We start from the raw sequence: 21,812 nt of genomic DNA, 5'->3' as shown, positions 1-21,812 counted from the left end.
CATCATGTCCGCTGCTGCATCGTTCCGTGTCGAAAAAGATCTGCTTGGCACCCTCGAAGTTCCTGCCGATGCCTACTACGGTATCCAGACTCTGCGTGCTGCCAACAACTTCCACCTCTCCGGCGTTCCGCTGTCGCACTACCCTAAACTGGTTGTGGCCCTGGCCATGGTCAAACAGGCTGCTGCTGACGCCAACCGCGAGCTGGGTCACCTGAGCGATGCCAAGCACGCTGCCATCAGCGAGGCTTGCGCCCGTCTGATCCGCGGCGACTACCACGAGCAGTTCGTGGTCGACATGATTCAAGGCGGTGCTGGTACTTCTACCAACATGAACGCCAACGAAGTGATCGCCAACATCGCGCTGGAGGCCATGGGCCACCAGAAGGGCGAGTACAAGTACCTGCACCCGAACAACGACGTGAACATGGCGCAGTCGACCAACGACGCCTACCCGACTGCGATCCGCCTGGGTCTGCTGCTGGGTCACGACGCGCTGCTGGCCAGCCTCGACAGCCTGATCCAGGCCTTCGCTGCCAAAGGCCAGGAATTCGACCACGTACTGAAGATGGGCCGTACCCAGCTGCAGGACGCCGTGCCGATGACCCTGGGCCAGGAATTCCGCGCCTTCGCCACCACCATGACCGAAGACCTCAACCGTCTGCGTTCGCTGGCGCCAGAGCTGCTGACTGAAATCAACCTGGGTGGTACCGCCATCGGTACCGGCATCAACGCCGACCCTGGCTACCAGCTCTTGGCCGTTCAGCGCCTGGCCACCATCAGCGGCCAGCCGCTGGTCCCGGCTGCCGACCTGATCGAAGCCACCTCGGACATGGGCGCCTTCGTCCTGTTCTCGGGCATGCTCAAGCGCACCGCGGTCAAGCTGTCGAAGATCTGCAACGACCTGCGCCTGCTGTCCAGCGGCCCACGTACCGGCATCAACGAAATCAACCTGCCAGCGCGTCAGCCAGGCAGCTCGATCATGCCAGGCAAGGTCAACCCGGTAATCCCGGAAGCGGTCAACCAGGTGGCCTTCGCCATCATGGGTAACGACCTGGCCCTGACCGTCGCCGCCGAAGGTGGCCAGCTGCAGCTGAACGTCATGGAGCCGCTGATCGCCTACAAGATCTTCGACTCGATCCGCCTGCTGCAACGCGCCATGGACATGCTGCGCGAGCACTGCATCGTCGGCATCACCGCCAACGAACAGCGCTGCCGTGAACTGGTCGAGCACTCGATCGGCCTGGTCACCGCCCTGAACCCGTACATCGGCTACGAAAACGCCACCCGTATCGCTGCCATCGCCCTGGAAAGTGGCCGTGGCGTGCTGGAACTGGTCCGCGAGGAAGGCCTGCTGGACGAAGAGATGCTCAACGACATCCTGCGTCCGGAAAACATGATTGCTCCGCGTCTGGTGCCGCTCAAGGCGTAACCGATGCTGTAACACGCTCACCAGGTCGAGGGACTAGACACCTCTCACCTTTTGAGGGCCCAGGGATCATTCCCCGGGCCCTTTTTTTATGCCCTTTCAGATGGCATATCCGCCACGCCAAGGCAGACGCGCGGCGCTCGCATCGGTATAGTGCCCGCCCTCTTGCGTGCCAGCACCCTGGCGCTACACGCAGCAAAAGTCATCAAAAGCGAGGAACACTCCATGCTTGAAGTCATCAACGACTTCCTCTCGGGCAAGGTACTGATCGTGCTCATTGTCGGTCTGGGCAGTTACTTCACGATCCGCTCGCGTTTCGTTCAGTTGCGGTACTTCACCCACATGTTCGCGGTGTTTCGCGACAGCCTGCGCAGCAGCAGCGAGCAACTGAGCTCGTTCCAGGCGCTGATGCTCAGCCTGGCCGGCCGGGTCGGTGCCGGTAACATTGCCGGGGTCGGTATCGCCGTGACCCTTGGCGGCCCCGGTGCGGTGTTCTGGATGTGGGTGACCGCGCTGGTCGGCATGTCCAGCAGCTTCATCGAATGCACCCTCGGCCAGCTGTACAAGCGTTGCGACAGCGAAGGCCAGTACCGCGGCGGGCCGTCGTACTACATCGAACATGGCCTGGGCAAACGCTGGCTGGGCATGGTCATGGCCTTCCTGCTACTGGTGACCTTCGGCTTCGCCTTCAACGGCCTGCAAGCCCACGCCGTGACCCACTCGCTGAACAACGCCTTCCAGTTCGACACCACCTATACCGGCATCGCCCTGGCCGTTCTGCTGGGCCTGGTGTTCATCGGCGGCATCAAGCGCATCGCCGCCGTCGCCGACCTGCTGGTACCGGTCAAGACCCTGGCCTACATTGCCGTGACCCTGTACGTGATCGTGCTGCAGTTCGACCAGGTGCCGGACATGCTGATGACCATCGTCAAGAGCGCCTTCGGCCTCGATCAGGCCTTCGGTGGCCTGGTTGGCAGCGCCATCATCATGGGCGTCAAACGTGGCGTGTTCGCCAACGAAGCCGGCCTTGGCAGCGCACCCAACGTCGCCGCCGTGGCCGAAGTCGACCACCCGATTGCCCAGGGCGTGGTCCAGGCGTTCTCGGTGTTCCTCGACACCTTCATTATCTGCACCTGCACCGCCTTGCTGATCCTGCTGTCGGGCTTCTACACCCCGGGCTTCGAAGGCGACGGCATTGCCCTGACCCAGAACTCGCTGGCGGCGGTGGTCGGTGACTGGGGGCGGATCTTCATCAGCGTCGCCCTGGCGCTGTTTGTGTTCACCTCGATCCTCTACAACTACTACCTGGGCGAGAGCAACCTGCGCTTTCTGGTCGGCGACAACCGCAAAGCCCTGATCGGCTACCGCGCCCTGGTGTTGCTGCTGATCTTCTGGGGCGCGGTGCAGAACCTGGGCACGGTGTTCGCGTTCGCCGACATCACCATGACCTGCCTGGCCTTCGTCAACCTGATCGCCCTGGCCCTGCTGTTCAAGGTGGCCATGCGCGTACTGCGCGATTACGACGACCAGCGCGCAGCCGGGATAAAAACGCCGGTGTTCGATTCGGCCAAGTTCGCCGACCTCGACCTGGACACCAACGCCTGGCCTGCCAAGGTCGAAGACACCAAGCGCTGACAGCCAGCCCGGTGTTCGCGTACTGTGGTCGGCTTAACCCAAGCCGACCACGGAGACAGGCGAATGGCAATTGCGCAACCGGCCCGCAACATCATGGTGCTGTACACCGGCGGCACCATCGGCATGCAAGCCAGCGCCAACGGCCTGGCTCCGGCGTCCGGCTTCGAACAGCGGATGCGCGCGCAACTGGCCGGCCAGGCCGGCATTCCCACCTGGCAGTTCCGTGAACTGCTGCCGCTGATCGACAGCGCCAACATGACCCCGCAGTACTGGCAGCGCCTGCGTGCGGCGATCATCGACGCCGTCGACAGCCAAGGTTGCGATGCCGTGCTGGTATTGCATGGCACCGATACCCTGGCCTACAGCGCCGCCGCCATGAGCTTCCAGCTGCTGGGCTTGCAGGCCCCAGTGCTGTTCACCGGCTCGATGCTGCCGGCCGGGGTCGCCGACAGCGATGCCTGGGAGAACCTCACCGGCGCATTACAAGCCCTGGCCACCGGCGTCGCGCCGGGTGTGCAGCTGTATTTTCACGGAGAGTTGCTAGCCCCGCACCGTACCGCCAAGGTCCGCAGCTTTGGCCGGCATCCGTTCGTTACCCTCAAGCGCTTTGCCGGCGCTGACGCAACGATGCCCGGGCCTGCAGCGCTCGATTATCGCCAGCCCAAGCAAGTCGCCAATGTCGCCGTTCTGCCTCTGGTGCCGGGGATCGGCGCGCCAATGGTGCAGGCCGCGCTCGCCAGCGGTGCCCAGGGCTTGATCCTGGAATGCTTTGGCAGTGGCACCGGCCCCTCCGACAACCCCGACTTTCTCGCCGCTCTGGGCGAGGCTCAGGCAAGCGGTGTGGTCGTGGTCGCCATCACCCAGTGCCATGAAGGCGGGGTCGAACTGGATGTCTATGAGGCCGGCAGCCGCTTGCGTCAGGCCGGCGTGCTGTCGGGTGGCGGCATGACCCGCGAAGCGTTGCTTGGCAAGTTGCAGTTGCTGCTGGGCAGCGGCTTGCCGGTTGGCGAGGTAAGGCACCTGGTGGAGCAGGACCTTTGCGGGGAATTGCTGTAAGCGGCTCAAGGCATACAAATTGCTCGATTTGCTCGGCCAACCTGTCGAAAGAAGCCGAGCATGCTCCATTCACACCTCACCACCCTCAACGCTGTGTCGCTGGTTCTGCAAGCCTTTCAAGGCCAGGGCCCCGGCGCTGAAGCGCTGCTGGCCGGCAGCGGCATCAGCCCGGCAGACCTGGGCCGCGCCGACTCGCGCATCACCACCCGCCAAGAGATGCTGGTGTGTGCCAATGCGGTGGCCCGACGCCGCGAAGTAGGCCTGGAGCTGGGCCGGCGCATGCATGTTTCCTGCTACGGCATGCTCGGTTACGCCCTGCTCTCCAGTGCCACCTTAGGTGACGCTTTGCGCCTGGCGATGCAGTACCCGGCGCTACTGGGAACACTTTTTCAGCTGCGTCTGGTCGAGGATGGCGAGCGGGTCTGGTTCAGCGCCAGCGATTATCGCGAAGACCCGCAATTGGCTGCATTCAACGCCGAGTTCTGTCTGACCTCGCTGAAAGTCATCTGCGACGACCTGCTTGGCCAGCCATTGCCGCTGACGGCTGCACGCTTCGCCCACCCAATGCCGGATTACCATGCACTGTACGGCGACAGCTTTGCCTGCCCATTGCGATTCGAGGCCACCGACAATGCCTTCGCCTTCGCCCGCACATGGCTGGACCAGCCCCTGCCGCTGGCCGACCAGATCACTCACCAGGCCATGAGCGAGCGCTGCCGGCGGCTTAACCTGGAGTTCACCGGCCGCCAGGCCTGGCTCGGGCGGATCCGCCAACTGCTGCTCGAACAACTCGATGCGGCGCCCGGCCTCGAGGGCCTGGCGCGGCAAATGAACTGCTCGTCGCGCACCTTGCGCCGGCACCTGCAAGAGCTGGGCAGCAGTTATCAACAGCTGCTCGATGAACTGCGTTTCGAGCGCGCCAAGCAACTGTTGGCCGAAGATCAGTTGCCCATCTACCGCATCGCCGAACTACTCGGCTTCAGCGAGACCGCCAGCTTTCGCCACGCCTTCATGCGCTGGAGCGGGGTGGCGCCGAGTCACTTCCGCGCCTGAACATCGCGCTTGCACCGCCGGGGGGCGAAATCCGGACAGTCAGGTTGGCCATATCGATCCCCTTTTGGCCGTTTCCGTCGTTCTGCAGCAGGCCCGTGCCACCAACAATGGAGCGACGCCAGTGACCCGGAGAACAACAACATGCTGACGATCTATTCCGATGACCACCGCCTGCACCACGGCCGCTGCGAGCTGATCGACGGGCAACTGATGCCCTGCTTCGAAATGCCCTCGCGCGCCGACCATGTCCTGGATCGGGTAAAGACCCGTGAACTGGGGGCCATCAAGGGCCCTGCCGATTTTGGCCGCGCGCCCTTGCTGCGGGTGCACAGCGCCGATTACCTGAATTTCTTCGAAGGCGCCTGGCAGCGCTGGACCCAACTGGGTCATGAAGGCGACCTGCTGCCCTTCACCTGGCCGGCGCGCACCCTGCGCAGCGTCAAACCCAGCGGCCTGCATGGCGAGCTTGGCTACTACAGCTTCGACGCCGGCGCGCCCATCACCGCGGGTACCTGGCAAGCCGCCTACAGCGCCGCACAAGTAGCCCTTACCGCCCAGGCGGCAATCCAGGCCGGCGCCCACAGCGCCTTCGCCCTCTGCCGGCCACCCGGGCACCACGCCGCCAGCGACGTCATGGGGGGTTATTGCTACCTGAACAACGCCGCCATCGCCGCCCAGGCGTTCCTCGACCAGGGCCGGCGCAAGGTGGCTATCCTCGATGTCGACTATCACCACGGCAACGGCACCCAGGAAATCTTCTACCAGCGCAGCGATGTGTTCTTCGCCTCGATCCATGGTGATCCGCAGGCCGAGTTCCCGTTTTTCCTCGGCTATGCCGACGAGCACGGCGAAGGTGAAGGCCTGGGCTATAACGTCAACTACCCGCTGCCAGCCGGCAGTGACTGGCCGACCTGGAGCAAGGCCCTGGACGAGGCCTGTGAGCGCATCGCCGCCTACGGCCCGGACGTGCTGGTAATTTCCTTGGGCGTGGATACCTTCAAGGACGATCCGATTTCCCAGTTCAAGCTCGATAGCCCCGACTACCTGCAGATGGGCGAACGCATTGCCCGCCTCGGCAAGCCGACGCTGTTCGTCATGGAAGGCGGTTATGCGGTCGAGGAAATCGGCATCAACGCGGTGAACGTACTCGAAGGTTTCGAACGCGCCCAACAGGAAGCTCAAGCATGACCCGACTCCAGCGCCTGCTCGCCCCGCTGCTGTGCAGCACCCTGCTCGCCGGTAGCCTGCAAGCTGCCGAACAACGCACCCTGCGGGTCTACAACTGGTTCGACTACATCACCCCGCAAACCCTGGTGGACTTCCAGAAAGACAGCCAGGTCAAACTCATCTACGACATCTTCGACACCAACGAAGCCCTGGAAGCCAAGCTGTTGACCGGCAACTCCGGCTACGACGTGGTGGTGCCGTCCAACGTGTTCCTGGCCAAGCAGATCGAAGCCGGGGTGTTCCAGCCCCTGGACCGCAGCAAGTTGCCGAACTGGCAGCACCTGGACCCGAAGCTGATGAAGCTGATCGAGGCCAACGACCCCGGCAACCAGTTCGCCGTGCCCTACATGTACGGCACCGTGCTGATCGGCTTCAACCCGGCCAAGGTCAAGGCGGCGCTGGGCGACAACGCCCCGGTCGACAGCTGGGACCTGATCTTCAAGGAGGAGAACATCGCCAAGCTCAAGCAGTGCGGCGTGGCCTTGCTTGATTCACCCTCTGAAATCCTGCCACTGGCCCTGCAGTACCTCGGCCTGCCACCGAACAGCACGAAACCTGCGGATTACAAAAAGGCCGAAGAGCTACTGCTGAAAATCCGCCCGCACGTCACCTACTTCCATTCCTCCAAATACATGGCGGATATTGCCAATGGCGACATCTGCGTAGCGGTCGGCTACTCCGGCAGCTTCTCCCAGGCCGCCAACCGCGCCAGCGAGGCGAAGAACGGCGTGGTCGTCGACATGCGTCTGCCCAAGGAAGGTGCGCCAATCTGGTTCGACATGCTGGCAATCCCCAAAGGCGCGGCCAACCCGGAAGATGCCTACACCTTCATCAACTACCTGCTGCAGCCAAAGGTGATTGCGCCCATCAGCGACTTTGTCGGTTACCCCAACCCGAACAAGGACGCCACCGTACTGGTTGCCCCGGCCATCCGCAATAACCCCAACCTGTACCCCACCGAAGAAGCCATGGCCAAGCTTTATACCCTGCAACCGCTGCCGCGGGACGCCGAGCGCGCACGCACCCGCGCCTGGAGCAAGATCAAATCCGGTAAGTAACCGCAATACCTCCCGCCAACAATGGCGGGAGGTATGTCGAACCTATCCGTCAGGACAATTCGACAGTTTGACCTACCTTGAAACAGGCTTCGGTAATCGCCTTGTACGGCGAACTTTCGACCAGTGTTGCATTGAACTTCCCGGAAAACTCGGTATTTGCCGCACTCGACATTTTGATACGGCCCGTCTCTGCGGAGTATTCGTTATTACCCTCAGGGTTCTCGACGACATAACCGATGGTAACTTCTCCTTCAAGCGTTACATCATATTCGCCGGCCGCCAGGTAATCATCGGCTGCCACCGTGATGTAGCGGCGCTCACTACCTCCATCAATCAACCCGACGACAATTCTTACACCGAAGCTGTGGAAGCCACGGACGTCTGTTGCAACGAAGGGCTCACCATCGATCAACGCAGTGAAACTATCACCTGCAGGTAACGAAAAATTTCGTTTTCCAGGCTTGCTGAATTCCTTCAAGGCCGCTTTCATGCAGTGTTTATGGGATTCTTTCATTATTGGCCCTATATACCGAGCAAAAACCATCAGGCGAGCTAACACGCCGCGCCACCAATAAAAGTGTGACTAATGATTTTCGAATTAAATGACGTAACAATCTTGAACTGAAATAGCACGGGCTTACCCTGAGCCCATGAAAGTTCTACCACGTGAGAAGGCAACGTCAATCAAGTTAAAAATTTAACTTGTAACCTAAAAATTTAGCCCAACGGGCATGTAACACATGCCCAGCGAATGAACTCACTGTAAATCCCTTCAGCTCTTTGAGTGGCCCCAAACTTCAGCCAAATGCCGCACTGCGACCTCAATCGCAGCTTCCGGAACAGCGGCAAACCCCAAGACCAGTCCAGCACGCTCATCCTCCGGCGTATCCGAGTCTGGCAGCCAGAAATCACTCAAGCCGTTAATCTCGACGCCAACACTTTCGGCTTGCCCGATCAACGTACGTTCGCGCGCAAGCGAATCAACCCGCACTGCCACATGTAGACCTGCAGCTACATGTGGCAGCGGGCCGATGCCGCTGATGCCCTGTGGCCATCCTGCCATCAACGTATTTCTTCGGCTGAGCGCCGCTTTGCGCATGCGCCGGATATGCCGTTGAAAATGCCCCTGGGCCATGAACTGGGCCATCACTGCCTGAGTGCCTATTTCAGAGTGGCGTACGGCCAGCGCCCGGCAGCGGGAAAACACCTGCACCAACTGCCTGGGCAGCACCAGGTAACCCAGGCGCAGCGCCGGAAAGGCTATCTTGCCGAAGGTGCCGACATACAACACCCGCCCACTGCGATCCAGCGCTGCCAGAGGCGCTAGCGGGTCGCCGCTGTAGCGGTACTCACCGTCGTAGTCATCTTCGATGATCCAGCCGTCCTTGCGCTCGGCCCAGGCCAGCAACTGCAGACGACGGGCCAGGCTCATGGTGACGCCGGTCGGATACTGGTGCGATGGCGTCACATAGCTGAGGCGACAATGTTCCACGGCATTGAGCGCAGCGCAGTCCAGGCCCTCATCGTCGACCGCCACGCCTTGCACTTTTGCCCCGGTCAAGGCGAAGGCGTTTCCAGCAGCGCGGTAACCGGGGTTTTCCACAGCCACTACTTCGCCAGGCTCCAATAACAGCTGTGCACAAAGGCTGATGGCCTGCTGTGCGCCACTGGTGATCACAATTTGTTCAGCCGTGCAGGAAAGTCCACGAGATCGACGCAAATAGGTCGCGATCAATTGACGAAGTTGCGGCTCTCCAGCCGGGTCGCCATAGCCCAAAGCAGCGCGATCGGGGTTGCGCCAGAAACCCGCCTGAAGCTTGGCCCAGACGTCGAAAGGGAACAAATCGAACGCCGGCAAACCGACGCGAAAAGCCCGTGGCGGACCACTTTTCGGTGGCGGTAAATGGTGGCTTTCCAGGCGGTTGCAAGGACCATTGTGGATAAGTTTGCTGGATGAGTCCACAGTGCTATTTGCTGTTTTTGTGGATAACCCTGTGGAAAAACCCAGGGATAACCCTGTGGATACTTTTGTGGATAGTTTTGGCAGCTGGCTGACATAGGTGCCATCGCCGACCCGGCTTTCGATATAGCCTTCGGCGTACAACTGGTCGTAGGCCCGCACCACGCTGTTGCGCGACACCGACAGCGCCGCAGCCATATCACGGCTGGCCGGCAAGCGCGTGCCACTGCTCAGGCGACCGTCCAGCACGCGCATGCGAAGCGCCTGGTAAAGCTGGCGGCTGAGCCCCTGGCGGCGATCAAGGACGATACCAGTCGGGTCGAACGGCAAGGTGAAGGGGCGCTCGCTCATGACAATGGACCTATAAAATTAGCTGGAAATGGCTCTTACCTTAGTCCAATAGCCTGCCTAGGATTGAGCCATTCGCCAAGGACAATCCACATGTTCACACCTTCGAGCTACAAGGAAACCGACCTCGAGCGTCTGCACCAGCAGATCGAGCAAACGCGCCTGGCCGTATTGGTCACCCACGGTGAACAGGGCTTGCAGGCCAGTCACCTGCCGCTGCTGCTGGATCGCAAACAGGGCAGCAACGGCACCCTGTACGGCCACTTCGCCCGCGCCAACAAGCAATGGCAGGATCTGGCCAACGGCGCCGAGGCGCTGCTGGTGTTTGCCGGGCCCGATGCGTATGTCAGCGCCGGCTACTACCCCAGCAAGGTCGACGACCCGCGCACGGTTCCGACCTGGAACTACGTGGCTGTGCACGCCTGGGGCAAGGCTGAGGTTTTCCATGACGCCGAGCGTCTGCTGGAGATCGTCCGCCGCCTGAGTGATCACCACGAACAACGCCAGGCCAAACCCTGGTCGGTGGACGAAGCGCCCGCCGACTACATGGCCGGCATGCTCAAGGCAATCGTCGGCTTCGCCCTGCCCATCGAGCGCCTGCAAGGCACACGCAAACTCAGCCAGAACCGTTCGGCCATCGACATCGAAGGCGTGCGCACCGGCCTGGCCAACAGCAACGACCCCCTGGACAACCAATTGGCCGCCCTGATGGGCCAACCTTGAAGGAACACACCTATGCCTAACGTCACCATCCGCCCTGTCACCGCCGACGATCACAGCGCCTGGCTACCGCTGTGGCAGGCCTATCAGCAATTCTACGAAACCCGTATCGATGACGAGGTCAGCGCCGTGGCCTGGGCGCGCATGCTCGACCCGGCCGAGCCGACCAACGCCGCCCTGGCCTGGGTCGACGGCAAGGCACTGGGCATGGTCCACTGGATCTATCACCGCTCCAACTGGAGCATCGAGAACTCCTGCTACCTGCAGGACCTCTACGTGCAAAGTGAGCAACGCGGCCTGGGTATCGGCCGCCAGCTGATCGAATACGTCTACGCTACGGCAAAGGCGGCAGGTTGCGCCAAGGTGCACTGGTTGACCCACGAAAGCAACGCCACGGCCATCAGCCTGTACGAGCAGGTCGCCGAGCGGCCCGGCTTCATCCAGTTTCGCAAACCGCTGTAAGCCAGAGGAGCCACCCCATGAGCAGCCCATTGCACTGGCATCCGGCCAAGCGCCCGCAACCTGCAACATTGACCGGGCGCTTCGTGCGCCTGGAAAAACTCGACCCCAAGCGCGACACCGAAGACCTCTGGGAAGTGTTCCAGGGCTCCCAGGCCGACCGCACACTGTGGGAATACCTGGCCTACGGTCCGTTCACCGAGCGCGAAGACTTCGATCACTGGCTCGACACCAATGCCGCCAGCAGCGATCCGCTGTTCTACAGTGTCATTGACCTGGCCAGCGGCCAGACCCAGGGCATCCTCAGCCTGATGTCGATCGTGCCCGAACAGGGCCGCATCGAGATTGGCCATATCGCCTTTGGTGCTGCCATGCAGCGCACACCTAAAGGCACCGAAGCGGTGTACCTGCTTGGCAAACTGGCGTTCGAGCTGGGCAACCGCCGCCTGGAATGGAAATGCAACAACGACAACGCCCGCTCCAAGCGCGCCGCGCTGCGCTTTGGCTTCACCTTCGAAGGCGTGTTTCGCAAGCATATGGTGATCAAGGACCGAAACCGCGACACCGCCTGGTTCTCGATTACCGATGATGAATGGCCGGAGATTGCGGCGGGGTTCGAACGTTGGTTGGCGGCAGATAACCAGCGGCCCGAGGGACAGGTACAGACCTTGGAGGCGTGCCGGTAGGAGCAGGCAAAAAAAGGGAGGCATACGCCCCCCAGAGGTTAACCGCTTGTAGATGAGGGCCTGAAAATCAGCCCTCGATCTCGATCAGGATCTCGCCCGGGTTGACCCGGTCGCCCTTGGCCACGTGAATGGCGGTGACCTTGCCGGCGATTGCCGCCTGCACCTCGGTCTCCATCTTCATCGCCTCGGTGATCAGCACCGGCTGGCCGGCCTTGACCGTATCGCCTTCCTTGACCAGCACATCGACGATATTGCCCGGCATGGTGGTACTGACATGGCCAGGGGCGCTGGCCTGCTTGCGTTTGCTGCTGCCACCGCCGACAAATTCGTTGAGCGGCTCGAACACTACTTCTTCCGGCATGCCGTCGATGGACAGGTAGAAGTGACGCTTGCCTTCGGCCTTGACGCCGACACCGGTGATATCCACCCGGTAGGTCTCGCCGTGCACGTCGATGACGAATTCGGTCGGCACGCCTTCGCCGCCGGCCGAGGCCACGGCACCGGCTTCCGGAATCGGCAGCAGCACTTCAGGGGTCAGGGTGCCGGCCTCACGCTCTTCGAGGAACTTGCGCCCGATGTCCGGGAACATGGCGTAGGTCAGTACGTCTTCTTCCGACTTGGCCAGGGCGCCGATGTCGTTGCGCAGCTTGGCCATTTCCGGCTTGAGCAAATCGGCCGGGCGCACGTCGATGACTTCTTCGCTACCGATGGCCTGGCGCCGCAGATTTTCGTCGACCACACCCGGAGCCTTGCCGTAACCGCCTTGCAGGTACAGCTTCACCTCGTTGGTGATGGTCTTGTAGCGCTCGCCGGCGAGCACGTTGAAGAACGCCTGGGTACCGACGATCTGCGAGGTCGGGGTCACCAGTGGCGGGAAGCCGAGGTCTTCGCGCACCCGCGGGATTTCCGCCAGCACTTCGTTCATGCGGTTGAGCGCGCCCTGCTCCTTAAGCTGGTTGGCCAGGTTGGAAATCATCCCGCCCGGTACCTGATTGACTTGCACGCGGGTGTCGACGGCGGTGAATTCGCTTTCGAACTGGTGGTACTTCTTGCGCACGGCATAGAAGTACAGGCCGATCTCCTGCAGCAATTCCAGGCTCAGGCCGGTGTCGAACTCGCTGCCCTTGAGGGCCGCGACCATCGACTCAGTGCCCGGGTGGCTAGTGCCCCAGGCGAAGCTGGAGATGGCGGTGTCGATATGGTCGGCGCCGTTCTCGATCGCCTTGAGCTGGCACATGGCAGCCAGGCCGGCGGTGTCGTGGGAGTGAACGAACACCGGCAGCGACTGCTCGGCCTTCAGCGCCTTGACCAGCTCGCCGGTGGCGAAGGGAGTCAGCAGGCCGGCCATGTCCTTGATTGCAACCGAGTCGCAACCCATGGCTTCCATCTGCTTGGCCTGGGCGACGAAGGCGTCGATGGTGTGCACCGGGCTGGTGGTGTAGGCAATAGTGCCCTGGGCGTGCTTGCCAGCGGCCTTGACCGCTTCGATGGCCACGCGCAGGTTACGCACATCGTTCATGGCGTCGAAGATGCGGAACACGTCAATGCCGTTGACCGCCGCCTTGGCGACGAAGGCTTTGACCACGTCATCGCTGTAGTGGCGGTAGCCCAGCAGGTTCTGCCCGCGCAGGAGCATCTGCAGGCGGGTGTTGGGCAGTGCCGCACGCAGTTTGCGCAGGCGCTCCCAAGGGTCTTCCTTGAGGAAGCGCACGCAGGCGTCGAAGGTCGCGCCGCCCCAGACTTCCAGCGACCAGTAGCCGACCTTGTCGAGCTTGTCGCAGATCGGCAGCATGTCTTCGGTACGCATGCGGGTGGCCAGCAGGGACTGGTGGGCGTCGCGCAGGATTGTGTCAGTGACAAAGATCTTCTTGGACATTCTTATCTCCTCATAGCGGCAAGCTTCATGCTACAAGCCGCAAGAAAAAGCCGATCGGCTCTGACTTGTCGCTTGCAGCTAACAACTTGCAGCTGGCTTATTCATAAGCCCGCATGTGCGGCGATGGCGGCGGCGATGGCCAGGGCCAGCTCTTCGGGTTTGCGCTTGATCGAGTAGTTGGTCAGTTCCGGGTGGCTTTCAACGAAGCTGGTATTGAACTGACCGCTGCGGAATTCCGGATTGCGCAGGATTTCCTGGTAGTAGGCGGCAGTGGTCTTCACCCCTTGCACGCGCATGTCGTCCAGAGCCCGCAGGCCGCGGTCCATGGCTTCTTCCCAGGTCAGCGCCCAGACCACCAGTTTCAGGCACATCGAGTCGTAGAACGGTGGAATGGTGTAGCCGGTATAGATCGCCGTGTCGGTGCGCACGCCGGGGCCGCCGGGGGCGTAGTAACGGGTGATCTTGCCGAAGCTGGGCAGGAAGTTGTTCTTCGGGTCTTCGGCGTTGATCCGGAACTGCAGGGCAAAGCCGCGGTGCTGGATGTCTTCCTGCTTGACCGACAGCGGCAGGCCGGAGGCAATACGGATCTGCTCGCGAACAATGTCGATACCGGTGATTTCTTCGGTGATGGTGTGTTCCACCTGCACCCGGGTGTTCATCTCCATGAAGTACACTTCGCCATCGGCGAGCAGGAACTCCACGGTACCGGCGTTCTCGTAACCCACCGCCTTGGCTGCGCGCACCGACAGGTCGCCGATATAGGCACGCTGTTCAGGGGTCAGTTGCGGGCTTGGGGCAATTTCGATGAGCTTCTGGTTACGGCGCTGGATCGAGCAGTCGCGCTCGAACAGGTGGACGACGTTACCGAAGCTGTCACCGAGAATTTGCGCCTCGATGTGTTTCGGGTTGACGATGCATTTCTCCAGGAACACTTCCGCAGAACCGAAGGCCTTGGTCGCTTCGGAGATTACCCGCGGGAAGGCTTGCTCCAGCTCTTCACGGCTGTTGCAGCGGCGAATACCGCGGCCGCCACCGCCGGAAGTGGCCTTAAGCATCACCGGGTAACCGATGCGGTCGCCTTCGAGCAGCGCTTCGTGGATATCGGCGACGTTGCCTTCAGTGCCCGGGGTCACCGGCACACCGGCCTTGATCATGCTGCGGCGGGCTTCGGTCTTGTCACCCATGCGGCGAATGACTTCAGCCGCCGGGCCTATGAATTTGATACCGCGTTCGGCACAGATGTCCGCAAGTTCAGCGTTCTCAGACAGAAAACCATAACCGGGATGAAGCGCATCACAACCGGTTTCCACGGCCAGGTTCACCAGCTTGCGCGGGTTCAGGTAGCCGGCCAGGGGCTCGGCACCAATGCTGTGGGCCTCGTCGGCACGTTTGACGTGCAAGGCATGGCGGTCGGCGTCGGAGTAGATCGCCACGGAACGGATGCCCATCTCGGCGCAGGCACGCACGATTCGAACAGCAATTTCACCGCGGTTGGCGATCAGGATCTTTTTTATCACTGGAGTATTCCCAAGGCCGCTAGAACAAACGAGCCGGCAACGCCGGTCGGCGCGTGACCAATCGTCGCTGGCCAGTCGCATCTTTACCCTAGCGCTGTCTCTGGATAAACAAAAATCAATATTTATTAGGGTGTGCATAAGCAAAAGCTTATAGTGCTGTTACAAGGTTTTGCCGGGGCTTGAGAGAAATGCGTAAGTCATTGATGCGTATGACATTGCGTCAACTTCAGATCTTCAATGAGGTCTGTGATTTGCGTTCCTACAGCCGGGCGGCCGAGGAGATGAACCTGACGCAACCCGCCGTTAGTCTACAGATCCGCCAATTGGAAGAACTGGTCGGCCAGCCGCTGTTCGAGTATGTCGGCAAGAAGCTCTACCTGACCGAAGCCGCTGAAGCGCTGCAACGCGCCAGCCGCGATATCTTCGGGCGCCTGGAGAGCCTCGACATGCAACTCTCCGACATGCAGGGCTCGCTGCAGGGGCAATTGAAGCTGGCGGTCGAATCCAGCGCCAAGTACTTCGTCCCGCATCTGTTCGCGGCCTTCAAGCGTTTGCACCCCGAGGTCAATCTTACCCTCACGGTGGTCAACCGCGCCCAGGCCATACGTCGCCTCTCGGACAACCGTGATGACCTGATCATTATGTCCATGGTGCCCCAGGACATGGGCCTGGAGTTCCTGCCGTTCCTCAACAATCCGATCGTTGCCGTGGCGCCGCCCGATCATCCGCTGTGCAAGCTCGACAGCCTGCGTTTGCAAGACCTTGAGCCGCACACGCTATTGGTACGCGAACAGGGCTCGGGCACACGCAAGGCTTGCGAAGAGTACTTCAAGGAAAAGCGCGTGCACTTCACTCAGACGCTGGAAGTGGCCTCGGCCGATGCCCAGCGCGAATGCGTGATTGCCGGCCTGGGCATCGCCCTGCTGACCCGCCATGCATTGAACCTGGAACTGGCCACCGGCGTGCTGCGCGAGCTGCCGGTCGAAGAGCTGCCGCTGTACCGCAGCTGGTGTGTGGTGCAGTCCAAGGCCAAGCGGCAATCGCCGGTGGCCCTGGCCTTTCTAGCGTTCATTCGCAGCGAACGTGCACAGATCAGCGGGCTTGTTGAGCGTTTCTCGGGGATTCTGCCGCCGATACCTGCCACACGCTGACGGCCTGCAAATCGGGGTAGTCGGTGATGTCCTGCAGCAGACGGCGCTGCTCGGAGTAGCTTTCGATCGCGCGGCGAAACTCCATGCGGCGCTGGTCTTTTTCCTGCTGTTTGCGGGATTTGGCGTTGGGTTGGTACGAGCCATCGAATTCACGAGCCATTGCATATCTCCCTTATCGAGTGCGGGAGCTTCAGCCTGACGTCGTGGCATTACGGTTTGGCGGCGGGCCAATGACAAATCAATGAACCCGCGCCTACAGGTCTCAGTCGTCCATCGCCTTGATCGACTTGGGCGACAGGCGCAGGCTGCGCAAGCTGCGCTTGACGCTCTTGAGGTGGTTGACCAGGCTCGGCCCGCGGGCCATGGCCACGCCCATGGCCAGCACGTCGATCACCACCAGGTGGGCAATGCGCGAGGTCAGCGGGGTGTAGATTTCGGTGTCTTCGTGCACATCGATGGCCAGGTTGACGGTCGACAGCTCCGCCAACGGCGTCTGGCTCGGGCACAGGGTGATCAGCGTGGCGCCGCTTTCACGCACCAGGTTGGCGGTGATCAGCAGGTCCTTGGAGCGCCCCGACTGGGAAATGCAGATGGCCACATCGCCCGGTTTGAGGGTGACCGCCGACATCGCCTGCATGTGCGGGTCGGAATACGCCGCCGCCGTCAGCAGCAGGCGGAAGAACTTGTGCTGGGCATCGGCCGCTACCGCGCCGGAGGCACCAAAACCGTAGAACTCGACACGCTGGGCCTGGGCCATGGCGGATACCGCACGCTGCAAAGCCTGTGGATCGAGGTGCTCGCGCACTTCCATCAGGGTATGCAGGGTGGTGTCGAAGATCTTCAGGCTGTAGTCGGCAACCGAGTCGTCTTCGTGAATGGCGAACTGGCCGAAACTCGCGCCCGCCGCCAGGCTCTGGGCCAGCTTGAGCTTGAGGTCCTGGAAACCGGAACAACCGATCGCACGGCAAAAACGCACGATGGTCGGCTCGCTGATGCCGACGCTGTGGGCAAGATCGGCCATGGAGCTATGCATGACGGCCGCAGGATCAAGCAGCACGTGATCGGCAACCTTGAGTTCCGATTTACGTAGCAGATGGCGCGACTGGGCGATGTGTTGCAACAGATTCAAGGGCAGGACTCGGTTATGATCGACTGACCGGGTTGTAGCTTTCTTGTAGTTATACTACATGACCGGCGACCCGCCCAGCTAAACGAACTAGGAGAGTGGTGGTATTGACTATCCCTTGCGACATCATGGTGTTCGGCGGCACCGGTGACCTGGCCCTGCATAAACTGCTTCCGGCGCTCTACCACCTGTATCGCGAGGCTCGCCTGCACCCCGCCGTGCGCATCATCGCCCTGGCCCGCAGCAATCTGCCACGTAATCAATTCCTCAAACTCGCCGAACGCCGTTGCCGGGCACAGATTGCCCGTGCCGACTTCGACGAGGATGTCTGGGCGCGTTTCTCGGCGCGCCTGGACTACTTCCCCATGGACGCCTCGCAAAGCGCCGATTTCGTCCGCCTGGCGCGCTTTCTCGGTGAAGCCGGCGGCCTGACCCGGATCTACTACCTGGCCACCGCACCGAACCTGTTCGTGCCGATTGCCAACCACCTGAAAATCGCCGGGCTTGCCGATCACGATGCGCGCATCGTCCTGGAAAAACCCATCGGCCACTCGCTGGAGTCGGCCACGGCGATCAACGAGGCCTTCGGCGCGGTGTTCGCCGAGTCGCAGGTGTTTCGTATCGATCACTACCTGGGCAAGGAAACGGTGCAGAACCTCATGGCCCTGCGCTTTGCCAATGCCCTGCTCGAGCCGGTGTGGCGCAACAACCAGGTCGATCATGTGCAGATCAGCGTCTGTGAAACCCTCGGCGTCGAAAACCGTGGCGCCTACTACGACCGCGCCGGCGCCACCCGCGACATGCTGCAGAACCACCTGCTGCAACTGCTGTGCCTGGTGGCCATGGAGCCGCCGGCACAATTCGAGGCTGAAGCGGTTCGCGACGAGAAGGTGAAGATCCTCAAGGCCCTGCAACCGATCACCGGCCAGGACGTGCAGGACAAGACCGTGCGCGGCCAGTACAGCGCCGGCAAGATCGGCGGCCAGGAAGTACCGGCTTACTACTTCGAAAAAGATGTCGACAACGACAGCGATACCGAAACCTTTGTCGCCGTAGAAGCCCACATCAACAACTGGCGCTGGGCCGGCGTGCCCTTCTACTTGCGCACTGGCAAACGCCTGGCCAAGCGCTCGTCGCAGATCGTCATCCAGTTCAAGCCGGTGCCCCACCGCCTGTTCGACGGCGATCAGGCCAACCAGCTGCTGATCCAGCTACAACCCGACGAGCGCATCAGCCTGCAGATGATGACCAAGACTCCCGGCAAGGGCATGCGCCTGGAGCCGGTGGAACTGAACCTCAACCTGGCCCAGGTATTCGGCCAGACCCGTCGCTGGGACGCCTATGAGCGGCTATTGCTGGATGTGCTCGAAGGCGACTCGACGCTGTTCATGCGCCGTGACGAGGTCGAAGCGGCCTGGGCCTGGATCGACCCGATCCTTAACGGCTGGCAGGAACACTTCCAGGCCCCGCGCCCCTACCACGCCGGTAGTAACGGCCCGGACCAGGCCCACAGCCTGCTGGCCCACCAGGGCCGCGCCTGGCACCTTTAAAAGCTGTAGCGGCTGGCCAGTAAACCGGCCAGTTCCTGCGCCGGCACCGGCCGGCTGATCAGGTAGCCCTGCACTTCGTTGCAGCCTTGCTTGCGCAGGAAGTCCAGCTGTTCAGCGGTCTCGACGCCCTCGGCAACCACCTGCAGGTCCAGGCTCTGGGCCATGGCGATGATTGCCCGGGTGATGGCCGCGTCCTCGCTGCCCTCGCGCAGGCCCCGGATAAAGGCCTGATCGATCTTCACGTAGTCCACCGGGAAACGCTTGAGGTAGCTGAGCGATGAATAGCCGGTGCCAAAGTCGTCGATCGCAAGCTTCACCCCCAGCTCATGCAATTGGCGGAAGGTGGCGATGATGTGCTCGACGCTGTCGAGCAACTGGCTCTCGGTCAGTTCCAGTTCCAGCAAGTGCGGGGCCAGGCCGCTTTCTTCCAAAACCTGGCGCACCAGGCTGACCAGCTTGCCCTGGCGCAACTGATACACCGACAGGTTCACCGACACGCGAATCGGCGCAAGGCCCATGCGCTGCCACTCGCAAGCCTGCCAGCAGGCCTGGCGCAGGACGAATTCGCCCATCGGTGCAATCAGCCCGGTTTCTTCGGCCAGGCCGATGAAATCCGATGGCGGCACCATGCCCCACTGCGGATGCTGCCAGCGCACCAGCGCCTCGGCCGCATGCAGGCGGCCGGTGGCCAGGCACAGCTTGGGTTGGTAGTAGACCTGCAGTTGCCGCTCTTCGATGGCCTTGCGCAGGTGGTTTTCCAGCTGCAGGCGCTGCAGGGTGCTGGCCTGCAGGCTCTCGGTGTAGAACTGGAAGTTGTCGCCACCCAGGTGCTTGGCGTGCTGCATGGCGGTATTGGCCTGGCTGACCAGCACCGTGACATCCCGCGAGGTGTCGGCCAGCAGGCTAATGCCCACCGAAGCGCTGATCACCAGCTCGTGACCATCGACCCGCAGGGGCACGCGTAGCTTGTCGAGCAGGCGGCTAGCCACTCGCACCAAGCTCGACAGGTTGCTGTAGGCATCGAACAGCACGGCAAACTCGTCGCCGGAAAGCCGCGCCACGGTGTCGGCCTCGGGCATGGCATTGCTGATGCGCTGGGCCATCTGCTTGAGCAAATGGTCGGCAACTTCATGGCCAAGGCTGTCGTTGAGCAGCTTGAAGCGGTCCAGGTCGATGTGCAGCAGGGCCAGGCCGCGACCGCTCTGGCGCAGGCGCTCGCCGGCCTCGTGCAGGCGCAGGCGGAACAAGGCGCGGTTGGCCAGGCCCGTCAGTTCATCATAGTGGGCCAGGTAGCGCAGGCGCTCTTCAGACTCACGGCGCGCCGACAGGTCGGTAAAGAAGCCGACGATGCTGGTCAGGTTGCCGCGGGCATCACGTACACCGTTAAGCTGCAGCCACTGAGGATAAAGCTCACCGTTCTTGCGCGCCTCGACCAGTTCGCCTTGCCAGCTGCCATGTTGCTCCAGGGCCAGTTCGATAGCCTGTGAATGTCGACGAGCATCAAGGCTGCACGCCAGCTCCAGCAACCGCCCTTGCAATAGTTCTTCGCGGCTGTAGCCGGTAACCCGGCAGAAGGCCTGATTGACGGCCAGCAGTACGTAGTCAGGGTCAAGAATCACAATGCCTTCACTGGCGGCTTCAAACACCGTGGCGGCCAGACGCTGCTGTTCCTCCTGGGCTTTTTGCGCGCTGATTTCCCGGCGGGTGCCGAGCATGCGCAGCACCCGCCCGCTGGCATCACGTTCCACCGCCCGGCCACGGTCCTCAATCCAGCACCAATGGCCCTGGCGGTGACGCACCCGGTAGTCGATGCGGTAGTCCTCGCTGCGGCCCTTGAGGTGTTCGACCAGGGTACGCTTGAGCAACGGCACGTCATCGGGATGCAAACGTGGCTTGAGGTGCGCGAGCATTTCCTGGACTTGTTCAGGCTCCAGGCCAAACAGCTCGCGCAATTGCGTGTGGTGGATCTCGTCGGTGTCCAGGTTCCAGTCCCAAAGCCCCAGCTCACTGGCCTCTAGCGCCAGGGCCAGGCGCTGCTCGCTTTTGCTCAGGGCCTGGTTGGCGACATCGAGTTCCTGGCTGCGCTGGGCCACCCGCGACTCCAGCCCAACCTGCGCCTCACGCAGCTGTTCCTCGATCAACCGGCGCTGTTCGACCTCCTCGGCCAATGCCTGGTTGAGGCTCTCGCTGCGGCTTTGCGCCGCTTGCAGGTGTTCGATCAGCTCCTGATTCTGAAAGCGTCGCAGCAATCCGCGTTCGATCAGCCGGTTGACCTGCCAGGCCACCACCGACAGCGCAATCAACAGAATCAGCCCAAGCCAGCCCCAGCCGCGCTGCTGTTCGTCGCCACTCCAGAACAGGAAAGCAATCGGCGGCAGCAGGCAGGGCAAGGTAAAACTGAGAAACGCTGGCAGGCTGACGGCATAAGCAACGCTGGCCGAAAGCGTCGCCGCCCCCAGCAGGCCAAACACCCAGGCCTGCTGGACGAAGTTGTCCACCGGCACCAGGGCAATCGCCGCGCTGGCCAGGGTCAGGCCGCTGAAGGCCGAACCGAGCAAAAACATCCGCCACCAGGTCGGCTGGGCTTGCCGGTCGGGCATGGCAGCATCGAAAGCGGCCACCTGGATCACCCGCAACGCCACCAGCGCCATCAGCCAGACCACCCAGACGCTGACCAGCAGGTAACGCGCCGGGTTCCATAGCAGCCAGGCACAGACAAGGCCGTTGAGCAGCATGAACAGGGTCGGCAGCAACGAGCCTTGATACAGCAGGCGGGTGCGCTCGACAGCCAGTTTCGGTGCGAAGTGTTTGCGAATACTCCGGCGCGCTTGGGCTGGGGCGCTCAGGGAGTCGGAACCGAGTGTCATAGGCGGTGTTCTTGTAATGGTTAGCCTTAAACGTGCACGGAGCATACACAAGCAAGCCCCTGGGCCAAACTGCTCTGGATCATAATTATTTCATCGC

Annotated in this window: 17 protein-coding genes and 1 pseudogene; 11 read left to right on the top strand and 7 right to left on the bottom strand. The window is 61.9% G+C overall.

Annotated elements, in window-relative coordinates; translation table 11 throughout:
• Window positions 1–4 precede the first annotated feature (4 nt).
• The 6 genes and pseudogenes from aspA (at window position 5) to UB48_RS17875 (ending at window position 7,455) form a co-directional block, all read left to right on the top strand.
• Complete coding sequence (gene aspA / locus UB48_RS17900) at window positions 5–1,429, top strand: aspartate ammonia-lyase (protein WP_045199650.1); 1,425 nt, start codon at window positions 5–7, stop codon at window positions 1,427–1,429.
• Window positions 1,430–1,651: 222 nt separating this feature from the next.
• Window positions 1,652–3,098 (top strand): annotated as a pseudogene (locus UB48_RS17895) (alanine/glycine:cation symporter family protein).
• A gap of 26 nt (window positions 3,099–3,124) precedes the next feature.
• Window positions 3,125–4,117, top strand: coding sequence for an asparaginase (locus tag UB48_RS17890; RefSeq protein WP_045199495.1), 993 nt, complete (start codon window positions 3,125–3,127; stop codon window positions 4,115–4,117).
• A gap of 60 nt (window positions 4,118–4,177) precedes the next feature.
• Window positions 4,178–5,170 (top strand): AraC family transcriptional regulator, encoded by a 993-nt coding sequence (locus tag UB48_RS17885; protein WP_045199493.1) that lies wholly within the window; start codon window positions 4,178–4,180, stop codon window positions 5,168–5,170.
• Window positions 5,171–5,311: 141 nt separating this feature from the next.
• Window positions 5,312–6,358: a histone deacetylase family protein gene (locus UB48_RS17880; RefSeq protein WP_045199491.1), complete on the top strand. Its 1,047-nt coding sequence runs from the start codon at window positions 5,312–5,314 to the stop codon at window positions 6,356–6,358.
• Complete coding sequence (locus UB48_RS17875) at window positions 6,355–7,455, top strand: polyamine ABC transporter substrate-binding protein (protein ID WP_045199489.1); 1,101 nt, start codon at window positions 6,355–6,357, stop codon at window positions 7,453–7,455. The genes UB48_RS17880 and UB48_RS17875 overlap by 4 nt, the downstream gene beginning before the upstream one ends.
• 49 nt (window positions 7,456–7,504) lie before the next feature.
• Here UB48_RS17875 and UB48_RS17870 read toward each other — a convergent pair whose 3' ends face one another.
• Together UB48_RS17870 and UB48_RS17865 are read right to left on the bottom strand one after the other, a co-directional pair.
• Window positions 7,505–7,945, bottom strand: a complete 441-nt coding sequence (locus UB48_RS17870; protein ID WP_045199487.1) for a hypothetical protein — start codon at window positions 7,943–7,945, stop codon at window positions 7,505–7,507.
• Window positions 7,946–8,227: 282 nt separating this feature from the next.
• Entirely contained in the window at window positions 8,228–9,766 is a 1,539-nt protein-coding gene (locus tag UB48_RS17865) for a PLP-dependent aminotransferase family protein (protein ID WP_045199485.1), read from the bottom strand.
• A gap of 90 nt (window positions 9,767–9,856) precedes the next feature.
• On the opposite strand from UB48_RS17865, the gene UB48_RS17860 reads away from it, so the two are divergent.
• Genes UB48_RS17860 through UB48_RS17850 form a run of 3 tightly spaced genes read left to right on the top strand, consistent with a single transcriptional unit; the run spans window position 9,857 to window position 11,628 of the window.
• Complete coding sequence (locus tag UB48_RS17860; RefSeq protein ID WP_045199483.1) at window positions 9,857–10,486, top strand: FMN-binding negative transcriptional regulator; 630 nt, start codon at window positions 9,857–9,859, stop codon at window positions 10,484–10,486.
• A 12-nt stretch (window positions 10,487–10,498) separates the two neighbouring features.
• A complete protein-coding gene (locus UB48_RS17855; RefSeq protein ID WP_045199481.1) occupies window positions 10,499–10,945 on the top strand; it encodes a GNAT family N-acetyltransferase in 447 nt (148 codons plus the stop codon).
• A gap of 17 nt (window positions 10,946–10,962) precedes the next feature.
• Window positions 10,963–11,628, top strand: a complete 666-nt coding sequence (locus UB48_RS17850; RefSeq protein WP_045199479.1) for a GNAT family N-acetyltransferase — start codon at window positions 10,963–10,965, stop codon at window positions 11,626–11,628.
• Window positions 11,629–11,695: 67 nt separating this feature from the next.
• On the opposite strand, the gene oadA is transcribed toward UB48_RS17850, so the two are convergent.
• Both oadA and UB48_RS17840 read right to left on the bottom strand, forming a co-directional pair.
• Window positions 11,696–13,504, bottom strand: coding sequence for a sodium-extruding oxaloacetate decarboxylase subunit alpha (gene oadA, locus UB48_RS17845; RefSeq protein ID WP_045199477.1), 1,809 nt, complete (start codon window positions 13,502–13,504; stop codon window positions 11,696–11,698).
• 101 nt (window positions 13,505–13,605) lie between these two features.
• Complete coding sequence (locus UB48_RS17840; RefSeq protein ID WP_045199475.1) at window positions 13,606–15,021, bottom strand: acetyl-CoA carboxylase biotin carboxylase subunit; 1,416 nt, start codon at window positions 15,019–15,021, stop codon at window positions 13,606–13,608.
• A gap of 203 nt (window positions 15,022–15,224) precedes the next feature.
• On the opposite strand from UB48_RS17840, the gene UB48_RS17835 reads away from it, so the two are divergent.
• A complete protein-coding gene (locus tag UB48_RS17835) occupies window positions 15,225–16,172 on the top strand; it encodes a LysR family transcriptional regulator (RefSeq protein WP_162195917.1) in 948 nt (315 codons plus the stop codon).
• On the opposite strand, the gene UB48_RS17830 is transcribed toward UB48_RS17835, so the two are convergent.
• On the bottom strand, window positions 16,114–16,332 hold the full coding sequence (locus tag UB48_RS17830) for a PA3496 family putative envelope integrity protein (protein ID WP_045199472.1): 219 nt from the start codon (window positions 16,330–16,332) through the stop codon (window positions 16,114–16,116). The two genes, UB48_RS17835 and UB48_RS17830, sit on opposite strands and share 59 nt — an antisense overlap.
• Before the next feature lie 102 nt (window positions 16,333–16,434).
• On the bottom strand, window positions 16,435–17,301 hold the full coding sequence (gene hexR, locus UB48_RS17825; protein ID WP_038616018.1) for a transcriptional regulator HexR: 867 nt from the start codon (window positions 17,299–17,301) through the stop codon (window positions 16,435–16,437).
• Between the two features lie 104 nt (window positions 17,302–17,405).
• Here hexR and zwf point away from each other — a divergent pair, with 104 nt between their 5' ends.
• Entirely contained in the window at window positions 17,406–18,848 is a 1,443-nt protein-coding gene (gene zwf / locus UB48_RS17820) for a glucose-6-phosphate dehydrogenase (protein WP_045199468.1), read from the top strand.
• Here the strand turns inward: zwf and UB48_RS17815 are convergent.
• Window positions 18,845–21,715 carry an EAL domain-containing protein gene (locus tag UB48_RS17815; protein ID WP_045199466.1) on the bottom strand — a complete coding sequence of 957 codons (2,871 nt, stop codon included), beginning with the start codon at window positions 21,713–21,715 and terminating at the stop codon, window positions 18,845–18,847. The two genes, zwf and UB48_RS17815, sit on opposite strands and share 4 nt — an antisense overlap.
• Window positions 21,716–21,812: the final 97 nt, after the last annotated feature.

It is taken from the genome of Pseudomonas sp. 2(2015) (assembly GCF_000955865.1).
In the GTDB taxonomy this organism is placed as follows: domain Bacteria; phylum Pseudomonadota; class Gammaproteobacteria; order Pseudomonadales; family Pseudomonadaceae; genus Aquipseudomonas.
Note: the sequence above shows the minus strand (reverse complement) of the source record. Positions and strands in the feature narration are given on the sequence as shown.

Bases quoted from the DNA above. Each gene is read 5' to 3' on its own strand.
- oadA (WP_045199477.1), bottom strand. From the start codon at position 13,504: ATGTCCAAGAAGATCTTTGTCACTGACACAATCCTGCGCGACGCCCAC.
- UB48_RS17890 (WP_045199495.1), top strand. From the start codon at position 3,125: ATGGCAATTGCGCAACCGGCCCGCAACATCATGGTGCTGTACACCGGC.
- UB48_RS17875 (WP_045199489.1), top strand. From the start codon at position 6,355: ATGACCCGACTCCAGCGCCTGCTCGCCCCGCTGCTGTGCAGCACCCTG.
- aspA (WP_045199650.1), top strand. From the start codon at position 5: ATGTCCGCTGCTGCATCGTTCCGTGTCGAAAAAGATCTGCTTGGCACC.
- UB48_RS17850 (WP_045199479.1), top strand. From the start codon at position 10,963: ATGAGCAGCCCATTGCACTGGCATCCGGCCAAGCGCCCGCAACCTGCA.
- UB48_RS17830 (WP_045199472.1), bottom strand. From the start codon at position 16,332: ATGGCTCGTGAATTCGATGGCTCGTACCAACCCAACGCCAAATCCCGC.
- UB48_RS17815 (WP_045199466.1), bottom strand. From the start codon at position 21,715: ATGACACTCGGTTCCGACTCCCTGAGCGCCCCAGCCCAAGCGCGCCGG.
- UB48_RS17865 (WP_045199485.1), bottom strand. From the start codon at position 9,766: ATGAGCGAGCGCCCCTTCACCTTGCCGTTCGACCCGACTGGTATCGTC.
- UB48_RS17885 (WP_045199493.1), top strand. From the start codon at position 4,178: ATGCTCCATTCACACCTCACCACCCTCAACGCTGTGTCGCTGGTTCTG.
- UB48_RS17880 (WP_045199491.1), top strand. From the start codon at position 5,312: ATGCTGACGATCTATTCCGATGACCACCGCCTGCACCACGGCCGCTGC.
- UB48_RS17860 (WP_045199483.1), top strand. From the start codon at position 9,857: ATGTTCACACCTTCGAGCTACAAGGAAACCGACCTCGAGCGTCTGCAC.
- UB48_RS17855 (WP_045199481.1), top strand. From the start codon at position 10,499: ATGCCTAACGTCACCATCCGCCCTGTCACCGCCGACGATCACAGCGCC.
- UB48_RS17870 (WP_045199487.1), bottom strand. From the start codon at position 7,945: ATGAAAGCGGCCTTGAAGGAATTCAGCAAGCCTGGAAAACGAAATTTT.
- UB48_RS17835 (WP_162195917.1), top strand. From the start codon at position 15,225: ATGCGTATGACATTGCGTCAACTTCAGATCTTCAATGAGGTCTGTGAT.